The organism is Rhizobium subbaraonis (assembly GCF_900220975.1).
GTDB lineage: Bacteria > Pseudomonadota > Alphaproteobacteria > Rhizobiales > Rhizobiaceae > Mycoplana > Mycoplana subbaraonis.
Map to the genome: position 1 here is coordinate 25,614 of NZ_OBQD01000004.1, position 19,387 is coordinate 45,000.

General features: G+C 64.9%; 13 protein-coding genes. 11 read left to right on the forward strand and 2 right to left on the reverse strand.

The window, feature by feature from the left end; all coding sequences use genetic code 11:
- The first annotated feature begins 150 nt into the window (after window positions 1–150).
- The 11 genes from CRO48_RS06690 (at window position 151) to trxA (ending at window position 16,994) form a co-directional block, all read left to right on the forward strand.
- Entirely contained in the window at window positions 151–1,884 is a 1,734-nt protein-coding gene (locus CRO48_RS06690; RefSeq protein WP_245423459.1) for a stimulus-sensing domain-containing protein, read from the forward strand.
- On the forward strand, window positions 1,881–2,336 hold the full coding sequence (locus tag CRO48_RS06695) for an HPr kinase/phosphorylase (RefSeq protein WP_097137570.1): 456 nt from the start codon (window positions 1,881–1,883) through the stop codon (window positions 2,334–2,336). Before CRO48_RS06690 ends, CRO48_RS06695 begins: the two co-directional genes overlap by 4 nt.
- 149 nt (window positions 2,337–2,485) lie before the next feature.
- The gene (locus tag CRO48_RS06700; RefSeq protein WP_097137572.1) at window positions 2,486–2,887 is read left to right on the forward strand and encodes a PTS sugar transporter subunit IIA; all 402 of its coding nucleotides are present in this window, start codon (window positions 2,486–2,488) and stop codon (window positions 2,885–2,887) included.
- On the forward strand, window positions 2,884–3,189 hold the full coding sequence (locus CRO48_RS06705; protein ID WP_407071897.1) for an HPr family phosphocarrier protein: 306 nt from the start codon (window positions 2,884–2,886) through the stop codon (window positions 3,187–3,189). Before CRO48_RS06700 ends, CRO48_RS06705 begins: the two co-directional genes overlap by 4 nt.
- Before the next feature lie 183 nt (window positions 3,190–3,372).
- Entirely contained in the window at window positions 3,373–4,773 is a 1,401-nt protein-coding gene (ahcY, locus tag CRO48_RS06710; RefSeq protein ID WP_097137574.1) for an adenosylhomocysteinase, read from the forward strand.
- A gap of 288 nt (window positions 4,774–5,061) precedes the next feature.
- Window positions 5,062–7,608, forward strand: a complete 2,547-nt coding sequence (locus CRO48_RS06715; RefSeq protein ID WP_097138036.1) for an ATP-binding protein — start codon at window positions 5,062–5,064, stop codon at window positions 7,606–7,608.
- Between the two features lie 4 nt (window positions 7,609–7,612).
- Window positions 7,613–9,115 carry a tRNA (adenosine(37)-N6)-threonylcarbamoyltransferase complex ATPase subunit type 1 TsaE gene (tsaE, locus tag CRO48_RS06720; RefSeq protein WP_097137576.1) on the forward strand — a complete coding sequence of 501 codons (1,503 nt, stop codon included), beginning with the start codon at window positions 7,613–7,615 and terminating at the stop codon, window positions 9,113–9,115.
- A gap of 13 nt (window positions 9,116–9,128) precedes the next feature.
- A complete protein-coding gene (locus CRO48_RS06725) occupies window positions 9,129–9,860 on the forward strand; it encodes a nucleotidyltransferase family protein (RefSeq protein WP_097137578.1) in 732 nt (243 codons plus the stop codon).
- The gene (gene addB, locus CRO48_RS06730; protein WP_097137579.1) at window positions 9,857–13,051 is read left to right on the forward strand and encodes a double-strand break repair protein AddB; all 3,195 of its coding nucleotides are present in this window, start codon (window positions 9,857–9,859) and stop codon (window positions 13,049–13,051) included. The genes CRO48_RS06725 and addB overlap by 4 nt, the downstream gene beginning before the upstream one ends.
- Window positions 13,044–16,595, forward strand: coding sequence for a double-strand break repair helicase AddA (addA, locus tag CRO48_RS06735; protein WP_097137581.1), 3,552 nt, complete (start codon window positions 13,044–13,046; stop codon window positions 16,593–16,595). Before addB ends, addA begins: the two co-directional genes overlap by 8 nt.
- Before the next feature lie 75 nt (window positions 16,596–16,670).
- Window positions 16,671–16,994, forward strand: a complete 324-nt coding sequence (gene trxA / locus CRO48_RS06740; RefSeq protein ID WP_097137584.1) for a thioredoxin — start codon at window positions 16,671–16,673, stop codon at window positions 16,992–16,994.
- A 95-nt stretch (window positions 16,995–17,089) separates the two neighbouring features.
- Here trxA and CRO48_RS06745 read toward each other — a convergent pair whose 3' ends face one another.
- On the reverse strand, window positions 17,090–18,433 hold the full coding sequence (locus tag CRO48_RS06745) for a bifunctional folylpolyglutamate synthase/dihydrofolate synthase (RefSeq protein WP_097137585.1): 1,344 nt from the start codon (window positions 18,431–18,433) through the stop codon (window positions 17,090–17,092).
- Window positions 18,434–18,454: 21 nt separating this feature from the next.
- The gene (gene accD / locus CRO48_RS06750) at window positions 18,455–19,357 is read right to left on the reverse strand and encodes an acetyl-CoA carboxylase, carboxyltransferase subunit beta (RefSeq protein WP_097137587.1); all 903 of its coding nucleotides are present in this window, start codon (window positions 19,355–19,357) and stop codon (window positions 18,455–18,457) included.
- Between the last annotated feature and the right edge of the window lie 30 nt (window positions 19,358–19,387).

Here is a 19,387-nt window from a genome sequence, read left to right on the forward strand (position 1 = left end):
TTCGAATTTTCTTGCATCGGCATGGGCGGCGGTGGCATCCCAGCCGGGATGGAGGCGGCCAGGGGCCGGTCGAAGGAATTGACTGCAGTAGCGCAAAACTCGCTGGACAAGGAGCTGGACGACCAGGACGGCCGCCCGGGCCCGCGGCCTGTGCGCTCCTACTGGACCTATCCGTTCAAACTCATTCGCCGCATTTTCGGCAATGCGGTCTTTTCCAGCCTGACGCGGCGGATCCTGTTCTTCAACCTCGTCGCGCTCGTCGTGCTGGTCGCCGGAATTCTCTATCTCAACCAGTTCCGCGAAGGCCTGATCGATGCCCGCGTCGAAAGCCTGCTGACGCAGGGCGAGATCATCGCCGGCGCCATCTCGGCATCGGCATCCGTCGACACCAACTCGATCACCGTCGATCCGGAAAAGCTGCTCGAGCTGCAGGCGGGCCAGAGCATCACGCCGCTTCCGAACGACGAGGACCTCGACTTTCCGATCAATCCCGAGCGCGTGGCCCCAGTGCTGCGGCGGCTGATCTCGCCGGCACGCGTGCGGGCACGCATCTACGACACCGACGCCAACCTGCTGCTCGATTCGCGCCATCTCTACACTCAGGGACAGGTGCTGCGTTTCGACCTGCCGCCGGTGGAGCCGGAGGAAAGCTCGTTCTTCGACCGGTTCAGCGCGTGGTTCAACCGGGTGCTGCAGCCGGGCAATCTCCCCGAGTACAAGGAGGCGCCTGGCGGCGACGGTTCCATCTACCCGGAGGTGATGAACGCACTGACCGGGGTTCGCGGCGCCGTCGTACGCGTTACCGACAAGGGCGAGCTGATCGTTTCGGTCGCCGTGCCCGTCCAGCGCTTCCGCGCCGTGCTCGGCGTGCTGCTGCTCTCGACGCAGGCCGGCGACATCGACAAGATCGTCCATGCCGAGCGCCTCGCGATCATGCGCGTCTTCGGCGTGGCGGCACTGGGCAACGTGTTCCTGTCGCTGCTTCTTTCCAGCACCATCGCCAATCCGCTCCGCCGTCTGTCGGCGGCAGCGATCCGCGTCCGCCGCGGCGGCGCGAAGGAGCGCGAGGAAATTCCCGACTTCTCGTCGCGGCAGGACGAGATCGGCAACCTCTCGGTCGCCATCCGCGAAATGACGACCGCACTCTATGACCGCATCGACGCGATCGAGAGTTTTGCCGCCGACGTCAGCCACGAACTGAAAAATCCGCTCACATCGCTGCGGAGTGCTGTCGAGACGCTGCCGCTGGCGCGTACCGACGAATCGAAGAAGCGTCTGATGGACGTCATCCAGCACGATGTCCGCCGTCTCGACCGGCTCATCAGCGACATTTCCGACGCATCTCGCCTCGATGCGGAACTGGCTCGTAGCGACGCCAAGACCGTCGATCTCGAGAAAGTGCTGGGTGACCTCGTCGATATCTCGCGCCAGGTGCGCAGCAACAAGAAGCCTGTGATCCTCGACTTCGTCGTCGATCGCAACGACAACCCCAAGGCGCGCTTCGACATCAGCGGCTACGAGCTGCGCATCGGCCAGATCATCACAAACCTGATCGAGAACGCGCGCTCCTTCGTTCCCGAGCAGGGTGGGCGGATCGTGGTGCGGCTTTCAAACGGTCGCAACGGCCGGCGCATCGTTCGCATCGAGGACAACGGGCCGGGTATCCAGGCGGAGGACATCGACCGCATCTTCGAGCGCTTCTACACCGACCGACCGGCGAGCGAGGGCTTCGGGCAGAATTCCGGCCTCGGCCTCTCAATCTCGCGACAGATCGCCGAAGCGCACGGCGGTACGCTGAAGGCAGAGAACATCATCGACCGCGGCACCGGCGAGATCAAGGGTGCGCGCTTCATCCTCTCGCTGCCGGCGGGCCGCGGCAAATGAGCCGGGCGGTCAACGTCCACGGCACCGCAATCGTCATCGGCACCACGGGCCTCATCTTCGTCGGTCCATCCGGCTCGGGAAAGACGGCCGCGGCCTTGCATTGCATCGGCAGGGCCGGCGCGCGCGGCCTCTTTTCCGCACTCGTCGCCGATGACCAGGTCATGGTGTCGCTCGCAGGCACATCCGTCATCGCCCGCCCTCCTCCGACCATTGCCGGCCTCGCCGAGATACGGGGGGCTGCGATCGTCAGCGTTCCGAGCATCTCCGCCGCCATCCTTTCGCATGCGATCGGCCTCGTGCGGCCGCCATATTCGGAGCGTATCGCGCCCGAAGCGGAAGAGTACGACCTGATGCCGGGGCGGCACCTCCCCCTTACCCGCCTGCCCATCGATGACGGGTTCGACTGCTTCGAGAGATTGCTGCTTTTGTTGCCCGTTCTCGCGCGAAATTGACATGCAAGCGTCGCGAATTGCCGGGTCCGGGGCATTTTTAACTTGCGCTCGGCCTATTCATCGACAAGATGACCTCCCCAACGGTGGACGTCTTTTTCGCAGTGCGGTATGTACGGCTGCCGATATTTTGGGCAATTGGAGCGGTGCATATGATCGGACTGGTGCTTGTCACCCACGGCAAGCTGGCGGAAGAGTTTCGCCTCGCACTTGAACATGTCGTGGGGCCGCAAGAGGCGATCGAAACCGTTTGCATCGGCCCTGAAGACGACATGGACCAGCGCCGGCAGGATGTCCTCGAAGCGGCACAGCGTGCGGATCGCGGCCAGGGCGTCATCATCCTGACCGACATGTTCGGCGGCACGCCGTCTAACCTCGCCATATCCGTGATGAGCAGCGGTTCGGTCGAAGTCATCGCCGGGGTGAACCTGCCCATGCTGATCAAGCTTGCCGGCGTGCGCAACGACGGAAACATGGAGCGCGCGCTTCTGGAAGCCTCCGAAGCGGGACGGAAATATATCAACGTCGCCAGCCGCGTCCTCAGCGGTAAATGAACGACGCTCACTCCACCCACGGTTCGACCATGTCCGTCACGAAAGAACTCCTCATCATCAACAAGCGCGGCCTCCATGCTCGCGCGTCGGCGAAATTCGTGCAGACCGTCGACGGCTACGACGCCGAGGTGACCGTCTCCAAGGACGGCATGACCGTCGGCGGCACGTCGATCATGGGGCTGATGATGCTGGCCGCCAGCCCGGGATGTTCCGTCCATGTCAGCGCCACCGGTCTGCAGGCGGCCGAAGTGGTTTCGGCGCTGGAGGCGCTCGTTGCCAACCGCTTCGGCGAGGAAATGTAACGCTTTCAGCCGATATAAAGATATAAAGACCTCTTTATATGCGTGTTGCCTGTCCCGACAAATCCTGATAAGCATGCCCGCAGCTACGAGCGGGCGCATTCCGCCCCTTCTCCGCGGCCGCGCACCCGATGCGGCCGGCGCCTGCGTGCGCCGAAACAGGACCAATTCAGTCTGGAGACCCGCATGAGCAACACCAAGGACTACATCGTCGCCGATATCGGCCTGGCCGACTTCGGACGCAAGGAAATTGCGATCGCAGAAACCGAAATGCCGGGCCTGATGGCCTGCCGGGACGAATTCGGCGCGGCAAAGCCGCTCAAGGGCGCGCGCATCACCGGCTCGCTGCACATGACGATCCAGACTGCCGTTCTGATCGAAACGCTGGTGGCGCTCGGTGCGGAAGTGCGCTGGGCCTCGTGCAACATCTTCTCGACGCAGGACCACGCCGCCGCTGCCATCGCCGCCGCCGGCATCCCCGTCTATGCGGTCAAGGGTGAAACGCTGGAGGAATACTGGACCTATACCGACCAGATCTTCCAGTGGGCCGATGGCGGCCTGTCCAACATGATCCTCGACGACGGCGGCGACGCGACGATGTACATCCTGCTGGGCGCGCGCGCCGAAGCCGGCGAGGACGTGCTTTCCAATCCGGGTTCCGAAGAGGAGGAAATCCTCTTTGCGCAGATCAAGAAGCGACTGAAAGCCTCGCCCGGCTGGTTCACCAAGCAGCGCGACGCCATCAAGGGCGTCACGGAAGAGACGACCACCGGCGTCAACCGCCTCTACCAGCTGCAGCAGAAGGGCCTGCTTCCCTTCCCGGCGATCAACGTCAATGACAGCGTCACCAAGTCGAAGTTCGACAACAAGTACGGCTGCAAGGAATCGCTCGTCGACGGCATCCGCCGCGGCACCGACGTCATGATGGCCGGTAAGGTCGCCGTGGTCTGCGGCTATGGCGACGTCGGCAAGGGCTCGGCAGCCTCGCTACGCGGCGCCGGCGCCCGGGTCAAGGTCACCGAAATCGACCCGATCTGCGCGCTGCAGGCGGCCATGGACGGTTTCGAGGTCGTGCAGCTTGAAGACGTGGTCGGCAGCGCCGACATCTTCATCACGACGACCGGCAACAAGGACGTGATCCGCATCGAGCATATGCGCGAGATGAAGGACATGGCGATCGTCGGCAATATCGGCCACTTCGACAACGAGATCCAGGTCGCGTCCCTGCGCAACATGAAGTGGACCAACATCAAGCCGCAGGTCGACATGATCGAGCTGCCGAAGGGCAACCGGATCATCCTGCTGTCGGAAGGCCGCCTGCTGAACCTCGGCAATGCCACCGGCCACCCCTCCTTCGTCATGTCCGCCTCGTTCTCCAACCAGGTGCTGGCGCAGATCGAGTTGTTTGCCAACACCGGCAAGTACAACAACGAGGTCTACGTCCTGCCAAAGCAGCTCGATGAGAAGGTCGCGCGGCTGCATCTTGCCAAGCTTGGCGCCAAGCTGACGGAACTTTCCGGCGAGCAGGCTGCCTATATCGGCGTGACGCAGCAGGGTCCGTACAAGGCCGAGCACTATCGCTACTGATCGTTACCCGACTTATCCACAATATGTTGTGTGCCGCCGCCTTGACAGGGCGGCGGTTTCTTTTTTGCCGGCGCGACTTCCCGGGGATTCTGGATGGAAGTATGGTTATGTTGTTGATTCGACGCTGAGATGCGGAGCTGGAGCGCCGCACGTCACAAGCGACGTGTGCGCCCGCTATGATCCCGCTTCTGCCGCCTGGCTTCCCCTTTGGGTGAGGCCACGCGGAGACGTCGGATCGGGGATGTCTTGTCGATCAGGCGGCAAACGGACGGAGACATACCGGGGATGATGTCGGAACGGAAACGAGGCCTCTTTGGGCCGGGCGCAGACGCGTCCACAAAACTTGCCACGCAGATCAGGACGACCTGCGTCACCCGCCTGTCGGCGATCGGAAACCACGCATGGCGGCTCAGGGCGCTGGCGGCTGGCTCTGCGCTTTCCGCCTTTGCCGTTCCTGCGCACGCGCAGCAGGAGGCCGCGACGCGGCTGCTCGGCTCATCCGAAGTCATCACATTTTCCGTCCTCATCGGCGTGGTCTCGGCAGCCCTGTTTTCCGCCATCTGGATGATCCGCCAGCGCGGCCGGCTCGAAGAGGAGATCGGCGGACTGCGCGCCACCGTCTCCGATGCCAAGCACCGCAACGCCCGTCTGCAGGCGCTGATCAGCGACAAGAACCGGCGCATCATCGTCTGGGACGGCCTGTCGCAGCGACCGGAAGTGCTCGGCCAGCTGCCGCCGGAGACGGGCGCACCCGCCGCCGACGCCGAATTTCTGGCTCTCGGCCGCTGGCTTAAACCGGGATCGGCCGCCGAAGCCGAACGTGCGATCGAGACGCTGCGCTCCCAGGCACAAAGCTTCGACCTCGTCGTGGAGACCGGCCGCAACGAGATCATCGAGGTGCAGGGCCGCGTCTCGGGGGGGCAGGCTTTCGTCCGCTTCGTCGCCCTCAACAACCTGCGCCGCGAGGTGGCGGAGCTGCAGCTCGAACGCGACCGCCTCGAACAGTCGGTCACCGTCTTCCAGAACCTGCTCGATACGATCGACCTGCCGGTCTGGCAGCGCTCCCGCGAAGGGACACTCGTCTGGGCAAACACGGCCTACGGGCAGGCCGTCGAGGCACGCGACGCGCAGGAGGCCGTTCGCGAAAACCGCGAACTTCTCCCGGCGGTGACCCGCGAAAAGATCCGCGCCGTCAGCACCTTCGACACGCCCTTCCGCGACAAGGTCTCCACCGTGGTGCAGGGCAGGCGCAATTTCTTCGAGGTGGTGGATGCCCTTTGCGCCTCGGGTTCCGCCGGCATCGCCCTCGACATATCCGAGACGGAAGCTGTCCGCGAAGAGCTCCAGCGCACCCTGAAGAGCCACGCCGAAACGCTCGACCATCTCGCCACCCCCGTCGCGATCTTCGACGGGACGCAGCGACTGCAGTTCTACAACCAGGCCTTCCAGAGCCTTTGGGACCTCGATACCGCCTTCCTCGAGAGGCATCCCGATCACGGCGAAATGCTCGACCGACTGCGGGCGGCTGCAAAGCTGCCGGAGCAGCTCAACTGGCGCCAGTGGAAGGAAAACGCCCTTTCGGTTTATCGGGCAATCGATACCCAGACCGATCTCTGGCACTTGCCCAACGGCCAGACGCTGCGGGTATTCGCCACCGCGCGCCCCCAGGGCGGCGCCACCTGGGTGTTCGAGAACCTGACGGAAAAGGTCGATCTCGAAACGCGCTACAACACGTTGCTGCAAGTACAGGGCGAGACGATCGACCATCTCTCCGAAGGGGTCGCCGTGTTCGGACCTGACGGGAAGATACGCCTGTCCAACCCGGCGTTCCGCGCACTTTGGGGCATCACCGAGGCCCAGGTCCAGGCTGGCACGCATATCCGCGCAATCGAGCAGGCCTGCGCGCCGTCCTATGACGGGGCGGATGGCTGGAAGCGTTTCGGGCAGATCATCACCAGCTTTGACGACGAACGCCCGTCCTATCGCGGCGTGCTGGAGCTTCACACCGGCCTCGTGCTCGATTTCGCCGTCACCCCGCTTTCCAACGCACAGACGATGCTGACCTTCGTCAACATCACCGACAGCGTTCGCGTCGAGCGGGCCCTGACGGAAAAGAACGATGCGCTGCGCAAGGCCGATGCACTGAAGAACGACTTCGTGCAGCATGTTTCCTATGAACTGCGCTCGCCGCTGACCAACATCATCGGCTTCGCCGACCTTCTCAAGACGCCGTCGATGGGATCGCTGAGCGAGCGGCAGGCGGAGTATGTCGACCACATCGCCACCTCTTCGGCAGTCCTCCTGACCATCGTCAATGACATTCTCGACCTGGCGACCGTCGATGCCGGGATCATGGAACTCGACCTGTCGGAGGTGAGCCTTGCCGACCTGCTCGACGACGTTTCGATGGAGTTCGCCGAGAGGCTGAAGGACAACCACGTCTCGCTGGAGATCGTGGCGCCGCCATCGCTCGGCACGATTGTCGCCGATCACCAGCGCCTGAAGCAGATCCTCATCAAGCTCCTCGCAAATGCCGCGAACTTCGCACCCGAAGGCACGGCGATCGAGCTGAAGTGCTGGCGCGAAGAACGCGATCTCGTCTTCAGCGTTTCAGACAGCGGTCCCGGCATCCCGCAGGACGTGCTGCGCACCGTTTTCAACCGTTTCGAGAGCCATGGCCGGCGCGGCGGCGCGGGGCTCGGGCTCTCCATCGTCGAAAGCTTCGTCAGCCTTCACAACGGCACCGTGACGATCGACAGCCGCGAAGGCGAAGGGACGCGCGTCACCTGCCGCATCCCCGGGGCCTCGCTGCCGGCCATCGCCGCGGCGGAATAGGTCAATGCCCATCGCCACGGTCCATCTTGCCGACGAAGCCGAAACGATCCGCTTCGGCGAAGACATGGCGCGCGCCGTCCGCCCCGGCGACCTGATCGCCCTGTCCGGCGATCTGGGCGCCGGCAAGTCCACCTTCGCCCGCGCGCTGATCCGCGCCGTGGCGGATGACGCGTTCCTTGAGGTCCCCAGCCCGACCTTCACGCTGGTACAAAGCTACGCGCTGCGGATCCCGATCGCACATCTCGACCTCTACCGCGTTGCGGACGCGGCCGAACTGGACGAACTGGGGCTGGAGGAAGCGCTTGAGGACGGGGTCTGCCTTGTCGAATGGCCCGAGCGGGCGGAAGACGCGCTGCCTGCGGAACGGCTGACCCTGCGTTTCCTGCATCACGGCAACGGGAGGCTGGTGGAAATCGACGGAACCGAGCCGCTGGCCGCACGGGTGCGCCGGACGCTGGAAATCCGCGCCTTTCTTGCGGATGCCGGCTTCACCGACGCCCGGCGCCGGCACCTGACGGGCGACGCCTCGATCCGGGCCTACGAACATGTCTATGCCGGCGACCAGCGTTACGTCCTGATGGATTCGCCGCGGCACACGCCCGGGCCGATCCTCGCCGACGGCAAGTATTACCAGCAGATCGCCCATATCGCCGAGGACGTCCGCCCCTTCGTCGCCATCGCTGCCCATCTTGGCGCGCGCGGCCTTGCGGCACCCGCCGTGTTCGAAAAGGACCTCGACCGCGGCATCCTGCTGATCGAGGATCTGGGGCATGATGGCGTACTTGACGCAGAGGGGCGCCCGCTTGCGGAGCGCTACCTGGAGAGCGTTGCCACACTCGCCGAACTGCACCGGCAGCCGGTGCAGGAGACGATTCCGGTCGGCGACGGAAGCGACTACCGCATACCCGACTTCGACCACGACGCGATCCAGATCGAGGTGAGCCTGCTCACCGACTGGTATCTGCCGTGGAAGACCGGTGCTGCCGCGCAGGCGTCGACGCGCGATGCCTACAGGGCGATCTGGAGTGATCTCGTCGCCGGGCTCGAAACAGCGGAAAAGAACCTGCTTCTTCGTGATTTCCATTCGCCCAACATCATCTGGCGTCCGCAGGCAAGCGGGATCGATCGCGTCGGCATCATCGATTTCCAGGATGCGATGATCGGGCCGACCGCCTACGATGTCGCTTCGCTTGTGCAGGACGCGCGCGTCGACGTGCCGCCGGAACTGGCTTCGCAGATGCTGGAGCACTATCTTGGCCTGCGGGAAGCGCAAGGTTCGGGCTTCGATCGCGACGCCTTCATGGCCGCTTGGCACGTCATGGCAGCGCAGCGCAATTGCAAGCTCGTCGGCATCTGGGTGCGACTGATGCAGCGCGACGGCAAGCCGGCCTATATGAAACATATGCCGCGCACGCTCGAAAACCTGCGCATAGCGCTGTCGCATCCGCGCCTCGCCCCCTTGCGCGAATGGTGCGGAAAGGCTGGAATCCTGTCCGACGAATCATAGGACGGATGCACCGATGAAGATCGAACATGCCATGGTGCTCGCGGCCGGGCTCGGGACGCGGCTGCGGCCCGTGACCAACACCATGCCGAAGCCGCTGGTGCGGATCGCCGGCAAGCCAATGATCGACTACGGTCTCGACGCGCTTGAAGCGGCAGGGGTCACGAAGGCGGTGGTAAACGTCCACCATTTCGCCGACCAGATGGTCGCCCATCTGTCCCGCCGTGCGCTGCCGGAAATCCTCATATCCGACGAGACCGAAGCGTTGATGAATTCCGGTGGCGGCCTGGCCAAGGGACTGAAGCTGCTCGGTGCCGAACCCGTATTCGTTCTAAACGCGGACCTTTTCTGGGTGGGGGAAAAACCCGGCGATCAGAGCAACCTGCGCCGGCTTTCCAGCTTTTTCGACCCGGAGCGGATGGACATGGCGATGCTCTGCGTCCGGCTGGAAAACACGACCGGTCATAACGGCCGAAACGACTTCTCGATGGATGCCGACGGACGCCTGACGCGCCACGATCCCGATCGCGGACAACCGGTCGTCTATGCCGGCGCGATTGCCATGATGCCGGCACTTCTGGAAGATGCCCCGGACGACGCCTTCAACCTGAATATCTATTTCGACCGCGCGATTGCGGCCGGCCGGCTCTTCGGGCTCAATCTCGACGGCCACTGGATCACGGTCGGAACGCCCGAGGCCATCTCCGAGGCGGAAGCCGTGGTCGGCGGGCAGGCGGGGGCGGCATGACCGCGCGGCCGGACTGCGCGGGACACGTCTTCTCGATCCATCCCGGCCTGCCGTTCCTTCGCACACTGGCACGGCACCTTTGCGACGGCTCGCTCCTGCCGGGCTTTCGCTACGATGCAGACGATCCGCTGTCGCTTGCGGACGTCACCATCTACGTGCCGACCCGTCGTTCGGCCCGCACGCTTCGCTCCGAATTCGTCGATCTCCTCGGCGGCCGCTCCGCCATCCTGCCTGTCATTCGCCCTCTAGGCGAGACTGACGACGACAGCGGTTTCTTCGACGAGGTCGCCCCCGTCGCGCTCGACATGGCCGAGCCGCTCGGCGGGCCGGCGCGCTTGCTGGAACTCGCACGGCTCGTGCTCGCCTGGCGCAACAGCCTGCCGGCGGCGATCACCGCAGTTCATGCCGAGAGCCCGCTCGTCGCCCCCGCCAGCCCCGCCGACGCGATCTGGCTTGCCCGCGAACTGGCGGACCTCATCGATGCGATGGAGACGGAAGAGCGCGATTGGGCCGCGCTGGAAAACATCCAGGCGGCCGATCACGCGCAGTGGTGGCAGTTGACCCTCGCCTTCCTGACGATTGCCAGCGAATTCTGGCCGGCGCGACTTGAGGAACTGAACCGCTCCTCGCCCTCGATCCGGCGAAACGCCACCTTGCACGCGGAAGCCGAGCGCTATGCGCTGTCGCCGCCACCCGGCCCGGTGATCATCGCAGGCTCGACCGGCTCCATCCCCGCCACCGCCAGGCTGATTGAAGCCGTGGCCGGAGTTGCGGGCGGCGTTATCGTGCTGCCGGGCCTCGACTTCTCGATGTCCAGCGAGGAGTGGCAGCTGATCACACATGATCCGTTATCCGGCCAACCTTCGCGCGATGCTTCCAACCGCAGCCATCCCCAGTATGGCCTCAAGCGGTTGCTGGAGCGCCTCGGCGTCGACAGGAGCGACGTCGCGGAGCTCGGCTCGCCGGAGCCCGACCTGATGGAACGGGCACGTATTCTCTCCCGGGCGCTTTTGCCCGTGCACGCCACGGCGGGCTGGGAGCATCAGCGCCAGACCACGGACGAGCGCGCTCTTCTGAATGCCTTCACCAACGTGTCGCTGGTCGAGACGGGGAACGAGCGCGAGGAGGCTACCGCGATCGCGATTGCCCTTCGCCTTGCGCTCGAAGGGGGTGCCGACAGCCAGGCGGCGCTGATCACGCCCGACCGCAAGCTCGCGCGGCGCGTCACCGCCGAGCTTGCGCGCTTCGGGATCGAGGCGGACGATTCCGCGGGCACGCCGCTTCTTTCCACCGCTCAGGGCACGCTCATGCGTCTTCTGCTGGAAGCGACGCTGCGGCCCGGCGACCCGGTCGCGCTGGTTTCCCTGCTCAAGCATCCGCTGGCCCGCTTCGGGCTGTCGGACGAAGAGAAGACAGCTGCGGCCACCACGCTCGAACTCTTGGCCCTGCGCGGCGGCACGGCCGAGGTTGACATATCCACTCTGGAACCCTTGCTGGACGCCGCCGTCGTCCGCCACGCCGCCGACCGGAAGCCGCCGGAATGGCGGACGGCCATCGACGAAGACGCGGTCGCCAAGGCCCGCCATCTTGCCCGCCGGATCTCGGCGGCCGCAGAACCGCTTGCCGGCGTCACGGTGCGTCACGGCCGCACCGGGCGGCGCTTCACCACCACACTTCCCTTTTCCGACTGGGCCGAGCGCACGGGACGGGCACTGGAGGCCACTGCGGTCGATGAACGCGGCAGTCTCGCTAGCCTCTGGTCGGGCGAGGCCGGCAGCGGGCTCGCAACCCTGTTGAAAGGCGTGATGGAGGCCGAGGGACAACTGGAGGCCGACGGTCCGCAATGGTGCGATGCGCTCGAAGCACTGGGCGCGAGCGAGACGGTGAAGCCGCGCTCGATGCGGCATCCGCGGATTTTCATCTTCGGCGCGCTGGAATCGCGCCTGCAGAGCGTCGAGACGATCGTGATCGGCGGGCTCAACGAAGGTTCGTGGCCGGGGCAGACGACGAACGATGCATTCCTCTCGCGGGTGATGAAGGCGAATATAGGCCTGGAGCCGCCGGAACGGCGGATCGGCCAGCTGGCGCACGACTTCCAGATGGCCTGCGCCGCAAAGCGCGTGGTGCTGACACGGGCGATGCGAAGCGGCACCTCGCCCACCGTCCCCTCGCGTTGGCTGCAGCGCCTGCTGGCGATCGGCGGTCCGACGCTGGCCGACGAGTTGCGCGGGCGGGGATCTGACCTAGTGCACTGGGGATCGTTGCTGGACCAGCGGCCGGCGCAACCTTCTGCCAGGCGACCGGAACCGCGGCCGCCTGCGGACCTGCAGCCCCGCAGCTACTCCTTCAGTGAGGTCGGACGACTCCGCCGCGACCCTTACGCGATCTATGCGCGGCGGATCCTGCGGTTGCACCCGATTGCCCCGTTCAACGTCGATCCCGGCGCGGCCGAACGCGGCACGCTCTACCATAGGATCGTCGACCGCTACGTCCGCGAGAAGACAGCGGGGGCGACGGACGCGCAACTGATGAGCCGGATAACAGAGGAGGAGTTCGACCTGATGGCTCTGCCGGTCCATATCGATGCCGTCTGGCGTCCCCGCTTCCGGGGCGTCGCGCAGGCCTTCCTGAAGTGGGACGGCCGGCGCACTCTGAGCGTCGAAAAAACGCTGACAGAGGTTCAGGCTTCCCTCGACCTTTCGATTGCGGGAGTGAGGCTCACCGGAGTCGCCGACCGCATCGACCTTCGCTCCGACGGTCGCGCGGACCTGATCGACTACAAGACGGGAAGTAGCCCCTCGCCCAAGATTGCCCGCGCGCTGCTCGATCCGCAGCTGGCACTCGAGGCCGCCGCCATGAAGCGTGGCGCGTTCCGCCGCCTGCCGGCGACGCCGCCCGGTGATCTGCTCTACATACGCCTGAAGCCGGGCGAGCGCTTCAATGACGAGATCGTCAACAACGAGCACTCGGCGCCGCGGGCGAACTCCCATCCGAAGTCGGCGGATGACCTGGCCGAAGAGGCGCTGGCGGAGCTGGAAAAGCTCCTCACCCAGCTTCTGGCCGGGCGCTACGGCTTTGCCTCACGCGTGATACCGGAAGCCGAACGGGATTTCGGCGGGGAGTACGACCATCTGGCCCGTGTCGCGGAGTGGTCGACGGCGGAAGGCGGGGAAGGAGAGGACGATGGTTGAAGACGACCGGCCGTCGTCCGACGACCCGGGCGCTTGGCTCAGCTGGACCAGCCGCAAGCAGGGGATGGCATCCGATCCGTCCGGATCGGCTTGGGTTTCGGCCAATGCGGGCTCTGGCAAGACGCATGTGCTGACCCAGCGCGTGATCCGCCTGCTGCTGGCTGGCTGCCGGCCGTCGGCGATCCTCTGCCTGACCTATACCAAGGCCGCAGCGTCGGAAATGTCGAACCGCGTCTTCGAGCGCCTGGCCGAATGGGCCGTTCTGCCCGACGAAGATCTTGCCAGGCGCGTCGCCCAGATCGAGGGCGTGCAACCGGATCGGATCAAGCTGCAGGAGGCCCGCCGGCTGTTTGCACGGGCACTGGAAACGCCGGGCGGCCTGAAGATCCAGACGATCCACGCCTTTTGCGAAGCCCTGCTCCATCAGTTTCCGCTGGAAGCGAACGTTGCCGGCCATTTCTCTGTCCTCGACGACCGCGCAGCGGCGGTGCTGCTGGCCGATGCGCGCAGATCGCTTCTGACCGCCACGTCTGCCGAAGACGACGGCGATCTGGCTTCGGCCTTTGCGACCGTGCTCGACATTGCCGACGATACCGGTCTGGACAGGCTGATCAGCGATATCGTCGCTCATCGCGGGGCGCTCCGCACCTTTATCGAGGAAGCTGCCGACCATGGCGGAACGACCGCGCTGCTGCGGGCCCGGCTGGATATCGCGCCGGAGGAGGATGCTCAGAGCCTGACCGAGGCCTTCTGGCCGCCGCCCGGGTTCGACGCGGCCCTGTTCCGCCGCTATCTGGAAACGGCGCTGCAGATCGGCACGGATACGGTCAAGGGGAATGCCGCCGGCCTCTCCACCGTGCCCGAGCTTGCCACGGCAGAAGAGCGACGCCAGTCGCTGTGCGCGGTCCTCTTCAACAAGACCGGAGGTCCAGCGAGCCTCGATCGCGCCTTCCTGTCGAAGAAGATCAAGGACAGCGATCCGGCCTTCGCCACCTTCTTCGCCGACCTTCAGGACCATGTCATTGCCTGCGAGGACAGGCTTTGCCGGTTTCGCATGTTCGAGGCGACGCGCGCGGCGCTTGTCATCGCCGAAAGGCTGATCGGCGACTATGAGGATCTCAAGCGCGGGCGCAGCCTGCTCGACTTCGACGACCTGATCGATCGCGCAGCGAACCTTTTGACCCGAAGCGACGCGGGCGCCTGGATTCACTACAAGCTGGACCAGGGTATCGACCACGTGCTGGTGGACGAGGCGCAGGATACCAGCCCACGCCAATGGGAGATCATCGGGGCGCTGACGGGAGATTTCTTTGCCGGATTCTCGGCGAGGAACGGCGCCCGGACGGTGTTTTCCGTTGGCGACGAGAAGCAGTCGATCTATTCGTTCCAGGGTGCGCGACCCGAGCGCTTCGCGGACGAAGGACGAGCGACGCGGCGCCGGGCGGCCGAGGCCGGAGCGATATTCGAGACGATACGGCTGCTGCTTTCCTTCCGCTCCACCCGCGACGTGCTCTCAGCCGTCGATCAGGTGTTCTCGGTCCCTGAAAACGCCAGAGGCCTTTCGCCGGCGAACGACGACGTGGTTCATGTCTCGAACCGCGGGAGCGAGCCGGGCGCCGTCGATCTGTGGGACGTTATTGCACCGACCGAAACGGTCGACGAGCAGGACTGGATCGCACCGTTCGACGCGGTCCCCGAAAAGGCGCCGGTCAACATTCTAGCGCGCCGCATTGCCGATACGCTCGCCGACTGGATCGGCCACGAGACGGTGACGGAGAAGGGCATCGTCCGCAAGATGCGCCCCGGCGACGTGATCGTTCTGGTCAGGAAACGTGATGCTTTCGTCAACGCGCTCACACGGGCGCTTAAGCAACCGCACGGCATCCCCGTTGGCGGTGCCGACCGTCTGGTCCTGACCGGCCACATCGCCGTCCAGGACCTTATGGCGCTCGGACGGTTCGCCCTGCTGCCGGCGGACGATCTTTCGCTTGCGGCGCTTTTGAAGAGCCCGCTCTTCGGGATCTCCGAAGACATGCTCTTCGACCTTGCCGCCCGGCGACCCGAGAAGATCAGCCTTTGGGAACATCTGCGCCTGCAGGCGCAGGAGGATCTGCTGACGGCACCGCTGGTGCGGCGGCTGGAGGCACTTTCCGGGCTTGCCCGCGATCTCCCGGTTCACGACTTCTATGCGCGGGTGATCGGCATGCTCGGGGGACGCGCAGCCTTCCTCGCCCGGCTCGGGCAGGAGGCGGGTGAAATCATCGACGAGTTCCTTTCCTTCGCGCTGGAGCAGGAAGAAAACGGGCTGCCGGGCCTGCAGGCGTTCATCTCGACGCTGGAACTCGAGGCGCCGACGGTCAAGCGGGAGCAGGACAAGGGGCGCAACGAGGTCCGCATCATGACGGTGCATGCCGCCAAGGGGCTGGAGGCGCCGGTGGTTTTCCTTGTCGATGGAGGCGGCGCCCCCTTCACGCACACGCACGTGCCAAAACTCCGCTTTCTCTCAAGCCTCGAAGACGGCGACGGCCTGCCTGCGTGGCTACCCACCAAAGGGCTCGGCAACGCGCTGAGCGACGCCGATGCCGCGCGCTTGCGCATGCAGGCGGAAGAGGAATATCGGCGGCTGCTCTACGTTGCCATGACACGGGCTGCCGATCGCCTGGTCGTTAGCGGCTATCGCGGGAAGAAGGAGACGAAGGGCACGTGGCACGAGATGGTGCGCGACAGCCTTTCCAGCGACGCGCGCAGCGCCGAGACGACGTTTTCGGCGGGATCAGACAGCTGGAACGGCCTTGCATGGCGGGAGGCCGGCGCCCGCGCCGGCGCGGCCGAGGATGAGCCGGCAGAGGTTTGCGAGCCGACAACGCCGCTGCCGGCGGCACTCGGCCGGCCACTTCCGCCGCAGCGGCAATTGCCCCGTCCGCTCAGCCCCTCGGGCGCTGCGGCGGTAATCGACACGTCGCAATCCGACCTGATGATGGGATCGGCGCTGTTTGCCTCGTCAGGCTCTTCGGGAAGCGGTCGATCGCTGGAACGCGGGAAGATCCTTCACCGCCTTCTGCAAATGTTGCCGGCGTTTCCCCCGCCGGAGCGATGGGCCGCAGCTCAGCGCTATCTCGAGCGGGCAACCCGGCACTGGTCGGGGCCGGAGCGGGAGCGGCTCCTCGCCGCCACGCGCGCGATCATGGCGGAGACGTCGCTGGACGCAATCTTCTCGCCCCGTACCCGCGCCGAAGTGTCGATCATGGGTACCTTGACGCTGGGGCGGACAGACTATGCGGTCTCCGGCCGCATCGACCGCATGGTAGTCACCGACAACCACGTGGAGATCGTCGATTTCAAGACGAACCGGCAACCGCCAAGAACCAGCAACGACATAGCCTTCGAGCACGTCGCGCAGCTTGCGATCTATCGCGCCATCCTCGCCCCGCTCTATCCCGGCCGGCCGATCCGGTGCGGCCTGGTTTATACGGAAACGCCTGTGGTCTACTGGCTCGATGAGGAAGCGATGGCCGGAAGCCTTGCCCAGCTTGCGACAAAGTGAGATACCATCCATTGAAATGGCGCCTGCCGTGCATCACATAAAGTGCAACCTCAATTCGCCAAGGAGCAGCCCCTCATGGCTACCGTGAAAGTCGATAATTCCAACTTCCAGGCCGAAGTCCTCAACTCCGTCGAACCGGTGGTGGTGGATTTCTGGGCTGAATGGTGCGGTCCGTGCAAGATGATCGCCCCGGCACTGGAGGAAATCTCTGCCGAGCTCGCCGGCAAGGTCAAGGTCGCCAAACTGAATATCGACGAGAATCCCGAGCTTGCCGCCCAGTTCGGCGTCCGCTCGATTCCGACACTTGCAGTTTTCAAGGGCGGCGAAGTAGCCGACATCAAGGTTGGCGCGGCCCCGAAGACGGCCCTGTCGTCCTGGATTTCGTCCGCGGCCGCCTGAACGGCTGCCGACCTCCTGAACGAGAAAGACCCGGTCCGTCCGGGTCTTTTTTTGCCGCTTTTTCCGCTTCGCTCTTCTCCGGCTCTCTGACGCGGTCAGACCGGCGGGGTGCCGTTGTCGGCCAGCACGTCGCCGACGAGGTAGAGCGAACCGCCGATCAGGATACGCGGAGCGACCGCGTCCTCCTCGACGATGCGGCCGATCGCATACAGCGCGTCGGCGACGGAAGACAGGGGCTCTGCCTCAAGCCCTGCATCCATGGCGTCGCTGGCGAGGGCCACCGGATCGATGCCGGCGTCGGAGCCACGGATCGGCACGGTGAAGACTCGCTCGGCAATGCCGCGGAAAGCATCGAAATAGCCGCGCGGATCCTTGGTGTTGATCATGCCGGTCACGAGAAACAGCGGCCTCGGGTCGCTTTCCTCGAAGTTCGCCATGGTCTCGGCAATCACGACGCCTGCGCCGGGGTTATGTCCCCCGTCGATCCAGATCTCCGACAGTGCCGGAGCCAATTTCGCCAGCGCCCCGACGGTGAGCCTCTGCAGGCGTCCCGGCCACTCGACGGATATCAGCCCGCGCTCGAAGGCGTGCTCGTTCACCGGCAGCCCGCTTGCCTTGACGGCGCGGATCGCCGCGGCAGCATTCGCATACTGATGGCGGCCCGGCAGCTTTGGCGGCGGCAGGTCCATCAATCCGAATTCGTCCTGGTAGACCATGCGGCCGAACTCGCCATAGGCGAGAAAATCCTGGCCATAGACGGTGAGAGGGCACGACAGGCGCTCGGCGGTCGCGATGAGGACGTCGCGGGCCGCGTCCTCCTCCTGATGGCCGATCACGACGGGGGCGCCTCTCTTCATGATGCCGGCCTTCTCCGCCGCGATCAGTTCCACCCGGTCGCCGAGATAGGCCTGATGGTCCAGCGAAATCGGCATGATGACGCAAGCCGCCGGCCGCTCGATGACATTGGTGGCGTCAAAACGGCCGCCAAGGCCGACCTCAATGATGGCGACGTCCGCAGGGTGTTCGGCAAAGAGCAGGAAGGTGACGGCCGTCAGGATCTCGAAGACGGTAATCTTCTGGCCGGCATTGGCCTCTGCAACGCGGCGAACGGCATCGGCAAGAACCGGATCGGACACGTATGCGCCATGACCGCCCTTCTTGCCGAGGCGATAGCGCTCATGCCAGTTGACGAGATGCGGCGAGGTGTGGACGTGGACGGAAAGCCCCGCCGCTTCAAGGATCGCCCGGCTGAAAGCCGTTACGGAGCCCTTTCCGTTGGTGCCGGCGACGTGGATCACCGGCGGAAGCCGTTTGTGCGGATCGCCAAGCGCCGCAAGAAGGCGCGTAATGCGATCGAGCGACAGGTCGAAGCCCTTGGGATGCAGGGACAGGAGCTTCTCGATTTCCCGTCCGGCCTCGGTGGTGTCTGCCGTCTCCATCACCCCGCCCGCCTATGCGGATCAGGCGCTGGCAGCGATGGCGACGACGCCCGCGGCCTTGTTGGTTTCGGTCACCGGCTTCTTCGTGAGAATCCGCAGAACGCGCGCCAGCGTGTCGGGAATGTCGTGACGCTTGACGACCATATCGACCATGCCGTGCTCCAGCAGATACTCCGATGTCTGGAAGCCTTCCGGCAGCTTTTCACGGATGGTCTGCTCGATCACCCGCTTTCCGGCGAAGCAGATTTCAGCGCCGGGCTCCGCCATGTGGATGTCGCCCAGCATCGCATAGGACGCCGTCACGCCGCCCGTGGTGGGGTTCGTCAGGACGACGACATAGGGCTGCCCTGCTTCCTTCAGCATTTCGACAGCGACCGTCGTGCGCGGCAGCTGCATCAGGGACAGGATGCCTTCCTGCATGCGCGCGCCGCCAGAAGCGGGGAACATAACCAGCGGGCACTTCTCTGTAATCGCGCGCTCAAATGCCTTTACGATTGCCTCGCCGGCCGCCATGCCGAGCGAACCGCCCATGAAGTTGAACTCGTGCACGACGGCGACGAGCTTCACGCCGCGCACCTTGCCGACGCCGGCCAGGATCGTGTCTTCCTGATCGGTCTTGGTGCGGCTGTCCTTCAGACGGTCGGCATATTTCTTCGAATCGCGAAACTTCAGCGGATCCTGCGCGACTTTCGGTTGCGGCAGTGCCTCATAGGCGCCGTCGTCGAAGAGGTCCTTGAGGCGCGCCTTCGCCGGCATCTTCATATGATAGCCGGAGGCCGGGATGACCCACTTGTTCTCTTCCAGATCGCGATGGAAAACCATCTCGCCCGTCTCGGGGCACTTGATCCAGAGGTTCTCCGGAACTTCCCTGCGGCCCAGCATCGAATTGATCTTCGGCCGAACGTAGTTTGTGATCCAGTTCACTGAAGCTACTCCTGAAATTTTCGTCCCCTA

Bases quoted from the DNA above. Each gene is read 5' to 3' on its own strand.
- CRO48_RS06695 (WP_097137570.1), top strand. From the start codon at position 1,881: ATGAGCCGGGCGGTCAACGTCCACGGCACCGCAATCGTCATCGGCACC.
- CRO48_RS06700 (WP_097137572.1), top strand. From the start codon at position 2,486: ATGATCGGACTGGTGCTTGTCACCCACGGCAAGCTGGCGGAAGAGTTT.
- CRO48_RS06705 (WP_407071897.1), top strand. From the start codon at position 2,884: ATGAACGACGCTCACTCCACCCACGGTTCGACCATGTCCGTCACGAAA.
- ahcY (WP_097137574.1), top strand. From the start codon at position 3,373: ATGAGCAACACCAAGGACTACATCGTCGCCGATATCGGCCTGGCCGAC.
- CRO48_RS06715 (WP_097138036.1), top strand. From the start codon at position 5,062: ATGTCGGAACGGAAACGAGGCCTCTTTGGGCCGGGCGCAGACGCGTCC.
- tsaE (WP_097137576.1), top strand. From the start codon at position 7,613: ATGCCCATCGCCACGGTCCATCTTGCCGACGAAGCCGAAACGATCCGC.
- CRO48_RS06725 (WP_097137578.1), top strand. From the start codon at position 9,129: ATGAAGATCGAACATGCCATGGTGCTCGCGGCCGGGCTCGGGACGCGG.
- addB (WP_097137579.1), top strand. From the start codon at position 9,857: ATGACCGCGCGGCCGGACTGCGCGGGACACGTCTTCTCGATCCATCCC.
- addA (WP_097137581.1), top strand. From the start codon at position 13,044: ATGGTTGAAGACGACCGGCCGTCGTCCGACGACCCGGGCGCTTGGCTC.
- trxA (WP_097137584.1), top strand. From the start codon at position 16,671: ATGGCTACCGTGAAAGTCGATAATTCCAACTTCCAGGCCGAAGTCCTC.
- CRO48_RS06745 (WP_097137585.1), bottom strand. From the start codon at position 18,433: ATGGAGACGGCAGACACCACCGAGGCCGGACGGGAAATCGAGAAGCTC.